Genomic DNA, 16273 nt, shown 5'->3' with positions numbered 1-16273 from the left:
TGCTGACACTGCCGGCCCGGAACCTGCGTTAAAATGTGCGTGCAGAACGCAGTTTTTGACATTGGCTCTGGGCCGGTTTTCTTTAAGCGTCACGGCTGGGGCTAGGGTGGAGATCGACACGGGGTGCCATGCCATCAGGGCTGGCTGAGAGAATACCCGTTGAACCTGCCCGGTTAGAACCGGCGAAGGGATGTCCCATTGAGTACCTACGCAACAGTTTCTTCCACCTCTGAAACTGGGCAACGCACCACCGTGCCCGCAGCTGTGAAGCACCCCCGGATCCTGAGTATTGCAGGTTCTGATTCATCGGGCGGTGCCGGTATCCAGGCTGACATTAAATCTATTTCAGCCCACGGTGGATATGCAATGACTGCCATTACGGCATTAACTGCGCAGAATACGCGGGGAGTACAAGACATCCATACTCCACCGGCAACTTTCCTCACAGCCCAACTGGACGCTGTAGCTTCCGACGTCACCATAGATGCCGTGAAGATCGGCATGCTTGGCACTGAAGAAGTCATCAACGCGGTGAGAGAGTGGCTGGCGCGGACCCGGCCCGCCGTGGTTGTACTGGACCCGGTCATGGTGGCTACCAGCGGTGACATGCTTGTGGCCCCGGCCGCCCGTGAAGCTTTACTGGAACTCATCAAAAGTTCGCACCTAGTGACTCCGAATCTCCCAGAGCTAGGGGTTCTCCTTGACCAACCGGAAGCTGCAAGCTGGCAGGCCGCCGTTCAGCAGGGTAAGGAGCTGGCCGCGACTCATGAGGTGTTGGTGCTCGTGAAGGGCGGGCACTTGGCGGGGGAGCTGTGCCCCGACGCACTGGTTCACCCTGACGGTGTGGTCAATGAGTTCATTGGCGCTCGGATAGATACCGTGAATACTCACGGAACCGGGTGCTCATTGTCGGCGGCAGTGGCTACTTTGCAGGCTCAAACTGGTGATTGGATTGCCAGCGTCCAGCAAGCCAAGGAGTGGCTGGGTAGGGCCCTTGAGACATCCGAGGTGCTAGAGGTTGGCTCCGGTGCAGGCCCCGTCAACCACCTGCACGCACTGTGGGAGAACGCAGCGCCTGGAGTCGGGCAATTCAGTGCAGCATTGTGGGCGCACATCGAACCCCAACGACAAGCAATTTTCGCTCTTGAGTTCATTAAGGAATTAGCCGCCGGTACGTTACAACGCAACCACTTTGCCTATTACCTGGTTCAGGATGCGCTGTACCTGAGCGCATACTCGCGTGTCCTTGCCCGTGCCAGTTCCTTGGCCCCAACCGAAATGGAGCAGAAGTTCTGGGCGGAAGGGGCACAGAATTGTCTTGAAGTTGAATTGCAGCTGCACCGCAACTGGCTCAATGGGCAGCCCGCAAATCCGCAACAGGGCCCGGTGACAAAGCACTACGTGGACCATTTGCAAGGTGTTGGATTCTCCGGCAGCTATGCGGAAGTGGTTGCCGCAGTTCTTCCGTGTTACTGGCTGTACGCAGAAGTGGGGCGTGTGCTGCATGCCGATTACCTATCCTTTTCGGGCGAACATCCCTATGGCACGTGGCTGGCGACATACGCCGACGACGACTTTGCTCAGGCAGCGGCCACAGCCGTGAGCATCATGGATACGGCCGCGCGCAGGGGATCGGCCCTGGAAAGAGAACGTATGCGGGCCGCCTTTGCGCATTCTGTACAGTACGAGGTGGATTTTTTTGCGGCACCGCATCAACACGTTCCAAGCGAGATCTAGGCACACTTGTCTGCAAAGGTGATCAACGCCACTGGTGATTGCCTAAGAAAACGGCGCGTCACGGTCCTAAATGAAGAAAAACGGTGGCAACCACGCTAAAGTTGGTGAGTACGGTTTCAGGAACCCCGGAAATTGTCAGTCAAAACAATGTTTTGGCAGACGCGCTTCGGAAGCTCGAAACCAGTCTCATTTGCTCCCGGAGCCAGAATTAGCGTATTCTTGATCTTCGGTGCTTACGCCAACACCTAGGGCAACCACTCCATGGCAGAACTCCATTGAGGTCCACGGCGTTGAGGCACATAGTATGCACCCCGCGTTTGTTCTTTTCTAGAACTGCGGCGCATGCGGTTGGCAGCGATCAAATACGATCCCTGCCGGCATAAAAATTTGTAATAAACGTCGAGAGAAGTGAGTTCCCCAGTGGTGTACGCGATTGTCCGCGCAGGCGGCCGTCAAGAAAAGGTTTCCGTTGGAGACCACGTGACCATGAACCGCGTCCCCGGTGGAGTTGGCAGCACACTTGAGCTGCCCGCTTTGCTCTTGGTTGATGGTGAGAAAATCACCACAGCCGCGAAGGACCTGGCTAGTGTAAAGGTTACGGCTGAGAAGTTGGAGGATCTTCGCGGGCCGAAGATCGTCATTCAGAAGTTCAAAAACAAGACCGGTTACAAGAAGCGTCAGGGCCACCGTCAGGAACTGTCCAAGGTCAAGATCACCTCAATCGCTTAATAAGCGTTTTGAAGTTCGATCCACTTAGAATCTTTTAGTCAAAAGGCAGGCATTTTCAAATGGCACATAAAAAGGGTGCGAGTTCCACTCGCAACGGTCGTGATTCAAACGCCCAGTACCTCGGCGTAAAGCGCTTCGGCGGTCAAGTTGTCAAGGCAGGCGAAATTATTGTTCGCCAGCGCGGCACACACTTCCACCCCGGTGAGGGTGTTGGTCGTGGCAAGGATGACACATTGTTTGCATTGGATGCAGGCGCAGTCGAGTTCGGTCAGCGTCGCGGACGCCGCGTCGTAAACATCGTCGCTGCTGCACTCTAATACCAAAGCTTTTCCAGTGGAGCGGGCCGCATGGCTCGCTCCACTGGCTTTTAACACAGTAATACCCACCGGCCGGCATCAGGCCCTAGCCCATTACAGGACTAGAATGAGTGCGCAATAGCAAGATCTATTCAAGGAGATTTTAGTGGCCAGCTTTGTTGACCGGGTTGTTCTGCATGTATCCGGCGGGACTGGCGGCCATGGCTGCGTGTCGGTTCACCGGGAAAAGTTTAAGCCTTTGGGCGGGCCCGACGGCGGTAAAGGAGGCGACGGCGGTTCTGTCACCATCCGTGTGAGCGATCAAACCACCACCCTGTTGGATTTCCACCACGCCCCGCACCGCCACGCTGGTAACGGACAGCCCGGTATGGGGGACTGGCGCGATGGAAAAATTGGCGAGTCGCTGGTCCTTGATGTACCCGACGGCACAGTCGTTAAAGATAAGGAAGGCAACGTGCTTGCCGACCTTGTCGGGATTGGCACCGAATACATTGCTGCCCAGGGTGGCCAAGGTGGCCTGGGCAACGCGGCCCTTTCCTCGCAGAAGCGCAAAGCTCCCGGCTTTGCGCTGATGGGAATCGAAGGCGACGAGCGCGATGTTGTCCTTGAATTGAAATCGATTGCAGATATTGCCTTAGTAGGGTTCCCCTCAGCCGGGAAATCCAGTTTGATCGCCGCCATGTCCGCGGCGCGGCCAAAGATTGCCGACTACCCGTTCACCACCTTGATCCCCAATTTGGGTGTTGTGCAGGCAGGGGACGTCCGGTTCACCATGGCTGATGTGCCCGGCTTGATTGAAGGAGCCAGTGAAGGCAAAGGCTTGGGTCATAACTTCCTGCGCCACGTTGAGCGGTGTGCGGCCATTGTGCACGTTTTGGACTGCGCCGCACTGGAAGTTGATAGGGATCCCATCAGTGACTTGGCTATAATTGAGCGCGAGCTGGATAACTACTCAGTGGATATGAGCTTCGCCGGCGCCGACGGAGACGTTGTCCCCTTGAATGCACGCCCGCGTCTCATTGCCTTGAACAAGGTAGATTCCCCCGATGGACGGGACATGGCAGGATTTGTCCGCGGTGATTTGGAATCGCGTGGCTACAGAGTCTTTGAAGTTTCAGCGACCAGCCACGAAGGCTTACGACAATTGGGCTTTGCTATGGCTGAGATCGTCAGTGCCGCCCGCCAGAGCGTAATCGACCAGCCTGCAAAGGTTGCGCCGGTCATTCTGCGCCCGCGAGCAGTGAATGAAGCCTCGTTTACAATACATCGTGAAGAAAAGAATTTGGAGCCGTTGTTCCGTGTTCGCGGGGACAAACCTGAACGTTGGGTGCAGCAATGTGACTTCCAAAACGAAGAGGCCATTGGCTACTTGGCAGACAGGTTGGCTAAGATCGGCGTGGAGACAAGCTTGTTTAAAGCTGGTGCCACACCGGGAGACACGGTTGTCATTGGCGGCGAAGACGGCATTGTCTTTGATTGGGAGCCAACCATGATGGGCGGTGCCGAGCATTTGGCGGCACCTCGCGGCACCGATCTACGCCTGTTGGACTTGGGCGACCGCCCAACACGTCAACAGAAGCGCCAAGAGCAGCAGGATCGTCGAGACGCCAAGGCTGCGGCACGAGCGGAACTGGAATCCGAGCGTAAAGCTGGCATCTGGACCGAATCAACCGACCGTCACACAGCCAAAAGCCACGAGATCAAGGCAGACATGGCTGCTGACGAAACCGGAGAAAACACTACCCCTAAGGATCTATGAGCCCGGAAGCTACAACAACTATGGAATATGATCAGGCACTCTCACTGCCGGAACGACAGAGCATGGCGACCGCATCGCGAATCGTGGTGAAGGTCGGATCATCCTCCTTGACCTCAGTCGCTGGCGGCATTTCGGAAGAAGCCCTCAAAGGGCTTGTTGACGTTCTTTCGCAGCGGCATTTGGCGGGAACAGAGATCATCTTGGTTTCCTCCGGCGCTATCTCCGCCGGACTGTTGCCTTTGGGCCTGTCACGGCGGCCCAAAGATCTAGCTACCCAGCAGGCTGCTGCCAGCGTTGGTCAAGGATTGTTGATGGCGCGCTACAGTGAGGCCTTCACCTCGCATGGAGTGACTGCCTCTCAGGTGCTCCTGACGGCCGAGGATTTGGCCAAACGGCGCCAACACGTTAACGCCCACCGCGCCCTTGAACGCCTATTGAACCTAGGCGTCATCCCCATTGTGAACGAAAATGACACAGTGGCTACACGTGAGATTCGCTTCGGCGACAACGACAGGCTCGCTGCCCTGGTGGCGCACCTGATCAAGGCAGACGCGCTGCTGCTACTTTCGGATGTGGATTCCCTGTATGACGGTCCACCGTCGAAGGGCGCAACGCGTATCAGCCAAATTGACTCACCCGATGACCTTGACGGGATTGTTATTGGCAGTGCCGGCGAAGCGGGCGTGGGGACCGGAGGAATGGCCACTAAGGTCCAGGCCGCCATGATTGCAGCAGAAACCGGTATCCCCGCCTTGGTGACGTCCACAGCGCAGGCTGGTGCCGCCCTTGCCGGTGAAGACGTGGGGACATGGTTTGGGGACCACGGCAACCGACGCTCAGTGCGTATGCTTTGGCTTGCCCACTTAGCTGACATTCGAGGGCGCCTGGTCCTGGATGATGGTGCCGTGCGCGCTGTCAGTGAACGTCATAAATCGGTGCTCCCCGCCGGAATCACCGCAGTCTCTGGCATGTTTGAGGCCGGTGACGCCGTTGAGATCTGTGATTCCAGCGGTAAGGTTTTTGCCCACGGCCTGGTTAACTTCCGCAATTCGGACCTACCTCAGATGCTTGGCTACTCCACCAAAGCGCTGGCAAAAGAATTGGGCCAACAGTTTGAACGTGAAGTGGTTCATGTGGACGATCTGGTGGTCCTGAGCATTTAGCTTCTAGCGCAGGGAGAGCTGTGCCACAGCAGCACCGACCCGAGTGCCGTAGGCTTGATGGATGACTGAACCGATTGTTAAAGAAAACATTTCCGCTGAAGTCCAGGCCATCACCGACCGTGCCCGCAGGGCTGCCCGTCGTATGGCCGGAGTCAACAGGGCCTGGAAAGACAAGGGTCTGCGGGCCATTGCCAAGGCGCTGTTGGAAAACCAGGAAACCATCCTCAGCGCTAACGCCAAGGACGTGGCGAACGGGAAAGAAAACGGCACCTCAGTGCCCATGCTTGACAGGTTGACACTGACAAAAGCGCGAGTTCAGGGATTGGCTGATGCTCTTGAGAACTTAGCCACCCTGCCCGATCCCGTCGGGAACGTTGTACGCGGACAAACACTGCCCAACGGTCTGCGGATGCGCCAGATCAACGTTCCCATGGGGGTTGTGGCAGCTATCTACGAAGCCAGGCCCAACGTCACGGTTGACATCGCTGGATTGGCGCTGAAGAGCGGCAACGCCGTCATCTTGCGCGGTGGCACGGCAGCTGCCAACACCAACAAGGCACTGTTGGCAATTTTGCGTGAAGCACTCGATGGCGTTGGCCTACCTGCCGACGCAGTGCAGTCGGTTGACCAGTTTGGACGCGAAGGCGCCAATCTCATCATGAAGGCACGCGGTGCCGTTGATGTGCTCATCCCTCGTGGTGGCCGCGAACTCATCCAGACTGTTGTTGCGAACTCCTCCGTTCCCGTTATTGAAACGGGTGAAGGAAATGTTCACATCTTCATTGACAGTAGCGCCAAAGAAGAGATGAGCGTGGAGATCGTATTGAACTCCAAGACTCATCGCCCCAGCGTATGCAACACGGTTGAGACGCTGATTGTGCACAGGGAAGCTACTGTGATCCCCGCAGTGCTGAGCGCACTGAGCAAGGCGGGGGTGCGCCTACATGTAGACGAGCGTATCCAGGCAATGCTTCCTGCAGGAGTCACGGCGACCTTGGCTACCGATGAAGATTGGGCTACCGAGTACATGGACCTGGATCTTGCCGTGAAGATGGTTGATTCCTTGCCCGAAGCCATCAAACATATCCGTACGTGGACAACGGGTCACACCGAAGCGATTGTGACCAACGACCTAGCCAACGCAGAGAAATTTATTGCTGAAATCGATTCTGCAGCAGTAATTGTCAATGCAAGCACGCGTTTTACCGACGGAGGCGAGCTGGGGCTGGGTGCCGAAGTGGGCATCTCAACGCAAAAGCTACATGCACGTGGTCCCATGGGGCTCACCGAGCTGACAACAACAAAGTGGATTGTCCAAGGTGAAGGCCAAGTACGTAGCTAATACCCGTACCGTCCCGGGTGGCAGCTTAACTGCGGGTCGATGTGCCGGTGTACGCAGATACCACGTACTATTAGAGGGAATTCAAGGAACAACTTGTCTGGCGCAGGCAACACTGCCGCGCTGGCCACGCACCCAAGGGGAGAAATAATGCTGACCCAGCTTGCCGGCGTCGTACTAGCTGCCGCAGAAGAACATGAGCTTGCACCGTTGATTGCACCGCCGCTTGTGATTGGTGGTGTCATGCTTGCGGTGTTGTTGACACTGATGCTTGTCACCGTCTCTTTCATGAACCTGGGCAACCGCCATGAAGCTGTCCAGGCATCTGAGGACCCGCACCGTCAGCACACCAATAAGCACATGCACGACGACGATTCGGCGTCATCCAATCACTGAGGAAACACTTCGGGTGCCTTTGCATGAAGGCACCCGGAACCGTCTCCGAATCGGAGTCATGGGCGGCACTTTTGATCCGATCCACCATGGTCACCTTGTCGCAGCCAGCGAGGTTGCGAGCGTTTTTAAACTTGATGAAGTCATTTTTGTGCCCACCGGCCAGCCATGGCAGAAAGTCAAGAGTGAAGTCAGTGCGGCTGAACATCGCTATTTGATGACTGTTATTGCTACTGCGGCGAACCCACAGTTCACTGTCAGCCGGGTTGATATTGACAGGCCAGGGCCCACGTTTACCATTGATACTTTGCGGGATTTGCGCAGGCTGCGCCCGGATGCGGATCTGTTCTTCATCACAGGAGCCGATGCGATGGCTAAGATCATGTCGTGGAAAGACAGCGACGAACTGTGGGATCTGGCCCATTTTGTGGGAGTCACCCGGCCCGGGCATGTGCTCGATAGCAGGGGCAGGAAGAATGTAAGTTTGTTGGAGGTCCCCGCCATGGCGATTTCCTCCACTGATTGTCGCAAGCGTGTGGCAGAGCAGAACCCTGTCTGGTACCTGGTGCCGGACGGCGTGGTGCAATACATTGCCAAGTACGGCCTATACGTACAACCCGGCGCGTCTGCCAGCGCAGGTCTAGTGCCGGTAGCCTCGAGAACCGAATGAGTATTCAATGAGTAAGGAAAAGGAGCCGATTCGCAGCCGCAGACAATTGCGGGAAGAATCGGCACAAGCAGCGAACACCGTTGGCATCCCCGCGGTGCCGCCCCGCCCTGCGCCCAAAAAAAGTGCTAGTGCCAGTCCGAGCGATCCGGCGAGTGCCTCCAGCGGCGAATCGGCGCCTCCCCGCGGTGAGCGGCAATCCCAGACCAGGGCCCGTGACAGGGCTGCGCTGCGTGCCTACAAGGAACTCGTTGATCCGCCCGGTCTGAATCCGCTACCTTCCAGGCGGGCACTGCGCCAAGCCCAGCTCGACGCCGAACGGGCACCCATCACAGCAATCAACCCGGTTGTGTCCGCAACTGCAGCCCCCAGCGCCGATGCTGGCTCCCCTGTGACGAAGCAGTCACCACAAGTTGAACCGTTTACGCAGCCGGAGCCGGAATCGGAAACAGCGCCAGAGACAGCGCCAGAAACAGCGCTAGAATCGGAGCCAGAAGCCGTAGCTCAGGAGACTGCCGCTGAGCCCGAGGTTGTTGCCCCGGCACCGCCTGTTAAAGCGCCAAAAACGGTATCGCCAACTGCTGGCCGACCCCAAGCCGGCCGACGCGCTGCAGTGTCCACGGCGTCGAATCAGCAGCGCAACCGCCACCCATCGTCACTAGATCAACTACCCGCGGCCAAAACTAAAACTCCAACAGGTGCGCCAGAATCTCCCGTGCCGGAATCTCCCGTGCCGGGGGATTGGCCCAGAACCCGGGCAAACTCCGCGAGTACTCCCGCGGTTGAACAGCCGGATGTACAGCAGCGTGAAGGTAATCCTGCAGGAACCGAGCTGCCAGCGGCCGGTGAGCCAGATACCGCTGCCGATGCGCAGTCCTGGAAGTACCCGCCGTTGCCCGGGCTGGTGCCTGGCGGGAACTATTATCCTGTCTCAGCGGGTCCGCCCGAGGATGGTCCTGCTGTGGTTGCGCCAAGCACAGAAGAACTGCGGATCATGGCTGCTGAACGCGCAGAAGCGGAACGCTCCGCGATCCTTAGCCAGCGCGCATCCGCACGCGAGCGATTAGCCCAAGAGAGCGCTAAAAACCGCAAATTGGCTGCTGATCCAACGGCAACCGATAACCTGGCCATGGTTACCCCCCTGGAGTTCATCGAAGTGGCCGGTACCGACCGTCCCGTCCTACGGCCCCCAACCACCACCCATGTCCCGATCGTCACCCGGTCAACGCCGCATCAAAATGTTGCTAAAACACCTTCGAAAAAAGCGCCTGTACTGCGTGCGGAAGCACAGAGCGGTCAGTCAGGTGCCCATGCCCGCTCCGAAGAAGTCCAGTCAGAGGCTACCCACCTCAGTGCTGAGCGTTTCGATGCCGCACTGGCTGCGCGCCCGGCGGATCACTCACAACCGGACAACCGTTCGCTGACAGGTGGTCACAGCAATACACTTAAGCGGGCACAAGAGATGGCGACAGGTGGGCAAGCAACCGTGCGCCCCGACGCCGGACAGGCGCAGATCATGCGGTCGCAAATGCCGCCCATGCCAGCAGATTATGCCCATGGTCTTGAGCCGCTGGATGCTATTACGGCGGGATTGGGCAGGACTAAACGCAATCTGCTGATCCAGTGGGGCAGCATTATCGTTGGAGGCGCGGCACTTGTTGCCGGCGCCGTCATGTTTATCACAGCACTAGTACGCTAAATTTTCACCAATCAAAGGAAACAGTAGTGACCGCAACAGAACAGTCAATCGAACTAGTACGCGCAGCGGCGCGTGCGGCTTCGGATAAATTGGCCCTCAATGTGACAGCCATCGACGTCAGTGAGCGCTTGGCAATCACGGATATTTTCTTCATTGCCTCGGCGGCTACCGAACGCCAAGTCAATGCCATTGTTGATGGCATTGAAGATGAACTGCACAAGTTTAACTTGCGCCCTGTGCGCCGTGAAGGCCGTTCAGGTGGCCGGTGGGTGCTGCTTGACTATGCGGACATCGTGGTGCATGTCCAGCATGAAGAAGATCGTGTTTTCTACGCTCTGGAACGTCTTTACGGGGACTGCCCCGTCATTGACTTACAGCTTGCTGAGTCGGATCCATCCGCCAAGCACGCTCAGGCAGACGCTGAAGAACCGGTAATCGAAAACTAACCCCTGCCAAGGGCTCAGGAATGGATATTGTCATTTGATGGCTTTTACTTCACCCGAAGGCTCTGTTTTGCAGCCCGTCGGTCCACGCCGGCGGGTCATTTTTTGGCGCCATGGACGCACCTCTTGGAATGCTGCACGCCGTTTTCAAGGTCAAAGCGACATCCCTCTTGATGAGGTGGGAACTTCCCAAGCCAACCGTGCCGCCGCATTGTTGGCTGGGAAGCTTGGCTCCCCAGGCGAGATGGCACTGCCTGTAAGGATAGTTTCCTCGGATCTGGCGCGCGCGTTCTCCACAGCACAAGCGCTGGCGGCACTCACAGGAAACGAGGTGGGTGTAGACCCCCGTCTACGCGAAACCTTCGGTGGAGAGTGGGAAGGGAAAACCTTTGATGAGATCACCACGGATTTCCCTGACCAGATCCACCGATGGCAGCAGGACGAACCCGGTATACGCGCCGGGGGTGGGGAAACCCGGGTCGAAGTAGCTCAACGAATGGTCGATGCCATCTTGGAAGAGGTTCAACTACTGGCCGATGGCGGCACCCTCGTTGTCACAACCCACGGTGGTGCTACCCGAGTTGCGCTGGCTAAACTGCTGGGCTTGCCTGAACACCTTTGGCGGACACTCTCCGGACTCTCGAACTGCCACTGGTCGGTTGTTGAAGCGTCAGCATTGGCGGACTCAGGATCGAATGAAGCACAGTGGCGCTTGCTTGAACATAATGTTGGTACGCTCCCGGAACCGTATGAAAGACCCGAAGATTTAGCCGAGCCCATTGAGGACTAATCTGGTGTTGAGCGCCGATTTGGCAGCAGGCCAGCAGGTGTTCTAAGATAGATAAGTTGCTTCAGCCTAGACCGATGAGTCAAAGCTTTTAGGGCAAGATTGTAAAGTGTTTGGGGCTGTGGCGCAGCTGGTAGCGCACCTGCATGGCATGCAGGGGGTCAGGGGTTCGAGTCCCCTCAGCTCCACCAAACACACTGTTGGAGATAGTTCCTGTGCAGTGGTTTATAACTAAATAGTTTTTATTGTTTTGGGGCTGTGGCGCAGCTGGTAGCGCACCTGCATGGCATGCAGGGGGTCAGGGGTTCGAGTCCCCTCAGCTCCACAAAAATACGGTCCGGTCATCCCTTGTGGGTGGCCGGATTTTTTGCCCTCCGCCAGCAACAGCGCCACACCATTACCGCTTCTGGCACTTCTGGTACTGCAGGAGAAAAGCACACGCAAAGAATGGGACAATGATGGCGTGTCCACGCTAAATCCCGCACCCACTCCCGCCCCCCGCAGTTACGACGCCGTTCTGAACAGTATTGAGGCCGATCTGAGGGATGGGAGGATCAAGGTGGGCGACCAACTGCCCGGTGAGCGCGCGCTGGCGTTGGCCCATGGCATTTCCCGGGCCTCCGTACGGGACGCCATCCGGGTTCTTGACGCCATGGGTTTGGTGCGCACCGGGGTGGGTTCCGGGCCTAACTCAGGGGCGGTGGTGATAGCCAATCCGAGTGCCGGTCTCGGGGCCGCCTTGCGCCTGCATATGGCGACTAACCATTTCCCGGTCGCTGACATAGTCCAGACCCGCATTATGATGGAAAGTTGGGCCGCCCTTGAAGCAGCAGGGCGGGACCGCAATGAGGAACAGGAAAAAAGATTGGCCGAACTGCTCACAGCCATGAATGAGCCGGAGCTGGGTCGGGAAGAATTTCATATTCTCGATGCGGCCTTCCACGTACTTCTGAGTTCCTTGGCCGGAAACACTGTCATCACGGCCATGATGGAATCACTACGCTCGGCGGTGCAATCTTACGTCAGCGGCTCCATTGACAGCGATGCCATGTGGGCCCGGATAGTTCCCTCCTTGCGCGAACAGCACCACGGAATCATGGCTGCTGTATTGGCGAACGACGGCGCTCAGGCAGCCCAAGCGATCAAGGATCACATCGAATTCTTCCACGCCCAAACTCATCCGATGCAATGAGTTGTCCATGCAGAAGTGGCGAGTCGTATGAGAACTGCTGTGCCAAATTCATTGTGACGGCGGTGTTAGCGTTTCCCATCTACCCGCCCACCGCTGAGGCGCTCATGCGCTCTCGTTTCACGGCCTTCGCTATAGGTGACGCCAGCTACCTTCGCCACACCTGGCACCCGGACACCGCACCAGGGACACTTGACCTTGATCCCGACCAGCAGTGGTACTTGCTGGAAATCCTTAGCACCAGCAAAGGGGGGTACTTTGATCAAGAAGGTGTTGTGAGTTTCCGGGCACACTACCGCTCTGCGGCAAACCGAAAACTCAAGGACTCCCTGACGGAAACCAGTGCCTTTTCTCGAGTGGGTAAGCAGTGGCTCTATGTGAAAGCGTTGGAGTGTTAGTAGTCTTCTTCCTCCGCTGGTCCGGGTTCCGTCTGCGGTTCAGGGGGCTCTTGCTCCGCTAGAATCCGGCGCGCATGCAAGATGTCGCCAATGAACCAGTCATAGAGCAAAACACCTATGACGCCACCAACGAGCGGACCAACAATTGGCACCCAAAAATACCAGCTGAAAGCTCCGGGGACTCCTGTGATAGTTCCTGGCATGGCCACATCGCCCCAACCAGCCAGCCAGGCCAGAACGCGGGGGCCGAAGTCACGGGCGGGATTGATGGCATAGCCTGCGTTCGCCCCAAAGGACATGCCGATGGCTGCTACCGCGAAGCCGATCAGCAGCGGACCCAGATTGGCTTTGACAGCCATGTTGCGCATGTCGATGATCGCTACTATCAACATCACCAGAAACGCTGTGCCAACAATCTGATCAATCAGCGGTACTGTCAGGTTTCCTTTGAAATACGGAGCGGGGAACGTGGCAAAGATCGAAAATGTTGCCAGTCCGCCAGCTTCATCGCGCTGGGTTTTGGAAGCCGCATTAAAAGCATCGATGGCGTTGAAATAAAGAACATAAAGAAGGGCGGCTGCAGCGAATGCTCCCACAACCTGGGCCACAACGTAGGGGATGACCTTATTCCAAGGGAATTTTCGGCGTACCGCAAACGCCAATGTCACCGCAGGGTTGAGGTGTGCCCCGCTGACGCCCCCGGCAACATACACACCCAAGGCAACCGCTAACGCCCAGCCCCACGTGATCAGTAACCAGTCCCCAGAGGCCATGAAGATGGTGGTGTCGGTGGCGGCGCGGCCGCTACCGGGCAGCGCCGCGACTGCCATGGCAACCACACCGTCGCCAAAACAAATCAGGACAAAAGTGCCGAGAAACTCAGCCAGAAACTCCCCCCACACCCCACCAACGTTTTTCAGTCCGCTGCCTTCACGTACTCTTCTGCGCAGCGGAGTAATTTCACTCATGATGATCATCCTTCGAGTCGTCGACGACGGCGACGTATCTTTGACTGAGGTGACTGCCCCTATTATACGACGCATGTGATCTGCAGCACCTCTGCCAGTGGCTGTATTTCTGGTAGGTTATTTCCTCCCTGTAGAGTGGAACGGTGGAGGAATACAGCATTTTTGAAGGCATAGAATTTGATTTTTCTCAGTTGCGAAGGTTTCCTGACGTTGAAGCTGAGAACCTCTTTGCATTCGATGCCAGCGATGAGTTGATCCTGCGGGAAAGCGCCACTGGATTGGCCCGGATGGGCCCTGGAAAAGTCAGTATTGTAGGAGACAGGTACGGTGCCCTGACACTCGGTGCCGCCAGCCTGCACAACCTCACAGGTGTCCGAGTGCACCAGGACTCCCTCTCGGGCCAATACGCTCTCAACGCGAATGCCGCACGAGCCGGATTAGCGGATGTCTACGACTCAATGCCGCTAGATGCCAGCCTCTTTTCCGGAGCTGAAGTGGTTCTATGGCAGCTCCCACGCAGCCTGGAAGAAGTTGTTGAAGTCGCCGAGTTGATCAGGGCCCACGCAGCGGCGAGCGTGCAGATCTTTGCTGGCGGTCGCATTAAGCACATGACACTGGCCATGAACTCCGTTCTTGGGACACAGTTTTCGCAGGTTGTGCCGGGCCGAGCCTGGCATAAGTCCCGACCGCTGAAAGTTAGCGGCCCACTTGCCGAGGTCCCGGGGTCGAACTTCCCGCGCAAAGAGCATCACCTGGACCTCAACCTATGGCTTTGCGCACATGGGGCCACCTTTGGGGGTACAAAAGTTGATGCTGGTACCCGTTTCCTCCTGGACTTCATCCCGAAGATGAGCACGGAAGCAACCACCGCCATTGATTTGGGCTCAGGCAACGGAACCATCGCCGCATCCCTAGCCCTGAAAAGACCACACCTACGTGTAGTTGCCACCGACCAATCCTGGGCCGCAGTGGCATCCACAGCTGCGACAGCATTGGCCAACGAGGTGGCGGATCAGATAGATGTGATCCGCGACGACGCATTAGAAAGCTTCGCCACGGCGTCAGCGGAGCTGATTGTGCTTAATCCTCCCTTTCATGTTGGCGCCACCGTCCATGCCGGAATCGCCCTGAAACTCTTTGCTGCCGCCGCCAGGGTCTTGGCCCCCGGCGGAGAGCTGTGGTGTGTTTACAACCGTCATTTGGAGTACAAACAGGTTCTCAGCAAAACAGTGGGTCCCACCCGGGAAGAAGGGCGCAACCACAAGTTCACGGTCACAGTTTCAGTCAAGGCATAGGCACGCACTGGGCCGGCATCCGTGGCGTATCCGCGCATGAGTCCAAGGCGGGGGTAACCTGACAACTGAAGACTGGGGGAGTCAGCTTCAACAACGGTCAATAGAATGTCAAGGAGTCTTACTTTGGGTGTTCCCGAGATTGGTTTGCCGCACCGCCGTCGCGGTACAAATCTTCCCAGGATGGGGGATTTTAACCAAGCCGTCATTTTGGACTCCATCCGCAGGTCCGAGGAAGGCCTGAGCCGGGTGGAACTGGCTGCCTCAACAGGTTTAGCGGCGCAAACAGTCTCCAACATCTGCCGTCGGCTGCTTAACTCCGAGCTCATCATGGAAGCAGGCAAAGAGACCTCCGGCCCGGGGAAACCACGAACGATCTTGCGGTTGAACCCTCGCGGCATGTACGCCATTGGCATCCATATTGACCCGGCACAAACAAGCTATGCGCTTCTTGACGCCGTAGGCACTGTGCTTTTCTCAGCGGATGAACCCACCGATTTGACCAATGATCCCGCAGAGGTAGTGGCTGGCATGGGGGCCAGGGTCACCCGGATCATTAAGGATTCCGGTATCGATGAACAACGGATCGCAGGTCTTGGCGTGGCCACTCCTGGCCCCGTTGATGCGGCCAGCGGAACAGTGGTTGACCCACCCCACATGACAGGCTGGACACGGGTACCTCTACGTGAGATCCTCCATCAGGCCACGGGGCTGGCGGTTGTGGTGGAAAAGGATGTTACGGCTGCGGCCGTTGCGGAACTATGGGCCGGATCTGCCAGCAGTGCAAAGGATTTCATCTACGTTTACGTGGGTACTGGAATCGGTGCCGGGCTGGTCCTGAACGATGAGGTTGTTCGCGGCTCATCGGGGAACGTGGGGGAGATCGGACACATCATTGCCGATCCGTCCGGTCCCGACTGCGACTGTGGACGCAAAGGCTGTGTTAAGGTCACCTGCATGCCCGAAACCCTGGTGGCCCTGGCCCGGAAGGCAGGAGTGTTACCGGCACAGAACCCCTTGGCGCCGGCAACCCTTCTTGAAGACCTAATGGCGCTTGCCTACTCCGCCGAAAACGGTAACCCCGCAGCAGTTGAGTTGATGGCCCAATCCGCACGCAGACTAGCAGGAGCCGTCTCGGTACTGACCAACCTCCTTGATGTGGAACGGGTTGTGTTTGGCGGACCATTCTGGCCCGCATTGGCGAGCAGCTACCTGGCCCAGATGCCGGAGTTGCTGGCTGAACTGAGCGCCACAAGTTGTGTCCATTGCGTAGAAGTGGTGGGAACAATAGTCAACTCAGGTGCGGAAGCCTTCGGCGCGGCCTGCTTGTTCATGGAAAAAGCTTTTAGCCCCAGCGCCACTCAGCTACTGCTGGATTCCAAGCCCTAAGAAG

The 16273-nt window shown here is 57.3% G+C and carries 16 protein-coding genes, 2 tRNA genes and 1 riboswitch; of the genes, 17 read left to right on the top strand and 1 reads right to left on the bottom strand.

Going from position 1 to position 16273, the window contains the following annotated elements:
• Positions 1–109: 109 nt before the first annotated feature.
• Positions 110–208: riboswitch (TPP riboswitch) on the top strand.
• The 15 genes from thiD to QMG40_RS02105 all read left to right on the top strand — a co-directional run bounded on the left by thiD (position 199) and on the right by QMG40_RS02105 (position 12620).
• Positions 199–1737: a bifunctional hydroxymethylpyrimidine kinase/phosphomethylpyrimidine kinase gene (gene thiD / locus QMG40_RS02175; protein WP_283527448.1), complete on the top strand. Its 1539-nt coding sequence runs from the start codon at positions 199–201 to the stop codon at positions 1735–1737. It overlaps the preceding riboswitch by 10 nt.
• Before the next feature lie 420 nt (positions 1738–2157).
• On the top strand, positions 2158–2466 hold the full coding sequence (gene rplU / locus QMG40_RS02170) for a 50S ribosomal protein L21 (protein ID WP_283528583.1): 309 nt from the start codon (positions 2158–2160) through the stop codon (positions 2464–2466).
• 59 nt (positions 2467–2525) lie between these two features.
• The gene (gene rpmA / locus QMG40_RS02165; protein ID WP_283527445.1) at positions 2526–2783 is read left to right on the top strand and encodes a 50S ribosomal protein L27; all 258 of its coding nucleotides are present in this window, start codon (positions 2526–2528) and stop codon (positions 2781–2783) included.
• A 145-nt stretch (positions 2784–2928) separates the two neighbouring features.
• Positions 2929–4542 (top strand): GTPase ObgE, encoded by a 1614-nt coding sequence (gene obgE, locus QMG40_RS02160; RefSeq protein WP_283527444.1) that lies wholly within the window; start codon positions 2929–2931, stop codon positions 4540–4542.
• A 20-nt stretch (positions 4543–4562) separates the two neighbouring features.
• Complete coding sequence (proB, locus tag QMG40_RS02155; RefSeq protein ID WP_283528581.1) at positions 4563–5705, top strand: glutamate 5-kinase; 1143 nt, start codon at positions 4563–4565, stop codon at positions 5703–5705.
• A gap of 61 nt (positions 5706–5766) precedes the next feature.
• The gene (locus QMG40_RS02150) at positions 5767–7047 is read left to right on the top strand and encodes a glutamate-5-semialdehyde dehydrogenase (RefSeq protein WP_283527442.1); all 1281 of its coding nucleotides are present in this window, start codon (positions 5767–5769) and stop codon (positions 7045–7047) included.
• 147 nt (positions 7048–7194) lie between these two features.
• The gene (locus QMG40_RS02145; RefSeq protein ID WP_283527440.1) at positions 7195–7440 is read left to right on the top strand and encodes a hypothetical protein; all 246 of its coding nucleotides are present in this window, start codon (positions 7195–7197) and stop codon (positions 7438–7440) included.
• Positions 7352–8107: a nicotinate-nucleotide adenylyltransferase gene (gene nadD / locus QMG40_RS02140; protein ID WP_459252941.1), complete on the top strand. Its 756-nt coding sequence runs from the start codon at positions 7352–7354 to the stop codon at positions 8105–8107. Before QMG40_RS02145 ends, nadD begins: the two co-directional genes overlap by 89 nt.
• 7 nt (positions 8108–8114) lie before the next feature.
• Positions 8115–9803: a hypothetical protein gene (locus tag QMG40_RS02135; protein WP_283527435.1), complete on the top strand. Its 1689-nt coding sequence runs from the start codon at positions 8115–8117 to the stop codon at positions 9801–9803.
• 26 nt (positions 9804–9829) lie between these two features.
• Complete coding sequence (rsfS, locus tag QMG40_RS02130) at positions 9830–10249, top strand: ribosome silencing factor (protein WP_283527433.1); 420 nt, start codon at positions 9830–9832, stop codon at positions 10247–10249.
• A gap of 37 nt (positions 10250–10286) precedes the next feature.
• Positions 10287–11036: a histidine phosphatase family protein gene (locus QMG40_RS02125; RefSeq protein ID WP_283527431.1), complete on the top strand. Its 750-nt coding sequence runs from the start codon at positions 10287–10289 to the stop codon at positions 11034–11036.
• Positions 11037–11148: 112 nt separating this feature from the next.
• Positions 11149–11224: transfer RNA gene (locus tag QMG40_RS02120), tRNA-Ala, on the top strand.
• Between the two features lie 61 nt (positions 11225–11285).
• Positions 11286–11358 (top strand) — tRNA-Ala (locus QMG40_RS02115).
• A gap of 138 nt (positions 11359–11496) precedes the next feature.
• Entirely contained in the window at positions 11497–12225 is a 729-nt protein-coding gene (locus QMG40_RS02110; protein ID WP_283527428.1) for a FadR/GntR family transcriptional regulator, read from the top strand.
• Positions 12226–12287: 62 nt separating this feature from the next.
• Positions 12288–12620: a YchJ family protein gene (locus QMG40_RS02105; RefSeq protein WP_283527426.1), complete on the top strand. Its 333-nt coding sequence runs from the start codon at positions 12288–12290 to the stop codon at positions 12618–12620.
• Here QMG40_RS02105 and QMG40_RS02100 read toward each other — a convergent pair.
• On the bottom strand, positions 12617–13588 hold the full coding sequence (locus QMG40_RS02100) for an MIP/aquaporin family protein (RefSeq protein ID WP_283527424.1): 972 nt from the start codon (positions 13586–13588) through the stop codon (positions 12617–12619). The two genes, QMG40_RS02105 and QMG40_RS02100, sit on opposite strands and share 4 nt — an antisense overlap.
• A 143-nt stretch (positions 13589–13731) precedes the next feature.
• Between QMG40_RS02100 and QMG40_RS02095 the strand changes: the two genes are divergently transcribed.
• Positions 13732–14883: a class I SAM-dependent methyltransferase gene (locus QMG40_RS02095; RefSeq protein WP_283527422.1), complete on the top strand. Its 1152-nt coding sequence runs from the start codon at positions 13732–13734 to the stop codon at positions 14881–14883.
• 180 nt (positions 14884–15063) lie between these two features.
• The gene (locus QMG40_RS02090; protein ID WP_283528579.1) at positions 15064–16269 is read left to right on the top strand and encodes an ROK family transcriptional regulator; all 1206 of its coding nucleotides are present in this window, start codon (positions 15064–15066) and stop codon (positions 16267–16269) included.
• Positions 16270–16273: the final 4 nt, after the last annotated feature.

This window comes from Arthrobacter antibioticus (assembly GCF_030063205.1).
Classification (GTDB): Bacteria; Actinomycetota; Actinomycetes; order Actinomycetales; family Micrococcaceae; genus Specibacter.
The sequence above is the reverse complement of the archived record's forward strand: the minus strand, read 5'-3'. Positions and strand labels throughout refer to the sequence as shown.

Excerpts from the sequence above, each read along its gene's own strand:
- QMG40_RS02125 (WP_283527431.1), top strand. The coding sequence starts at position 10,287 with ATGGCTTTTACTTCACCCGAAGGCTCTGTTTTGCAGCCCGTCGGTCCA.
- QMG40_RS02135 (WP_283527435.1), top strand. The coding sequence starts at position 8,115 with ATGAGTAAGGAAAAGGAGCCGATTCGCAGCCGCAGACAATTGCGGGAA.
- QMG40_RS02100 (WP_283527424.1), bottom strand. The coding sequence starts at position 13,588 with ATGAGTGAAATTACTCCGCTGCGCAGAAGAGTACGTGAAGGCAGCGGA.
- nadD (WP_459252941.1), top strand. The coding sequence starts at position 7,352 with ATGAAGCTGTCCAGGCATCTGAGGACCCGCACCGTCAGCACACCAATA.
- QMG40_RS02090 (WP_283528579.1), top strand. The coding sequence starts at position 15,064 with ATGGGGGATTTTAACCAAGCCGTCATTTTGGACTCCATCCGCAGGTCC.
- proB (WP_283528581.1), top strand. The coding sequence starts at position 4,563 with ATGGAATATGATCAGGCACTCTCACTGCCGGAACGACAGAGCATGGCG.
- QMG40_RS02150 (WP_283527442.1), top strand. The coding sequence starts at position 5,767 with ATGACTGAACCGATTGTTAAAGAAAACATTTCCGCTGAAGTCCAGGCC.
- QMG40_RS02145 (WP_283527440.1), top strand. The coding sequence starts at position 7,195 with ATGCTGACCCAGCTTGCCGGCGTCGTACTAGCTGCCGCAGAAGAACAT.
- rpmA (WP_283527445.1), top strand. The coding sequence starts at position 2,526 with ATGGCACATAAAAAGGGTGCGAGTTCCACTCGCAACGGTCGTGATTCA.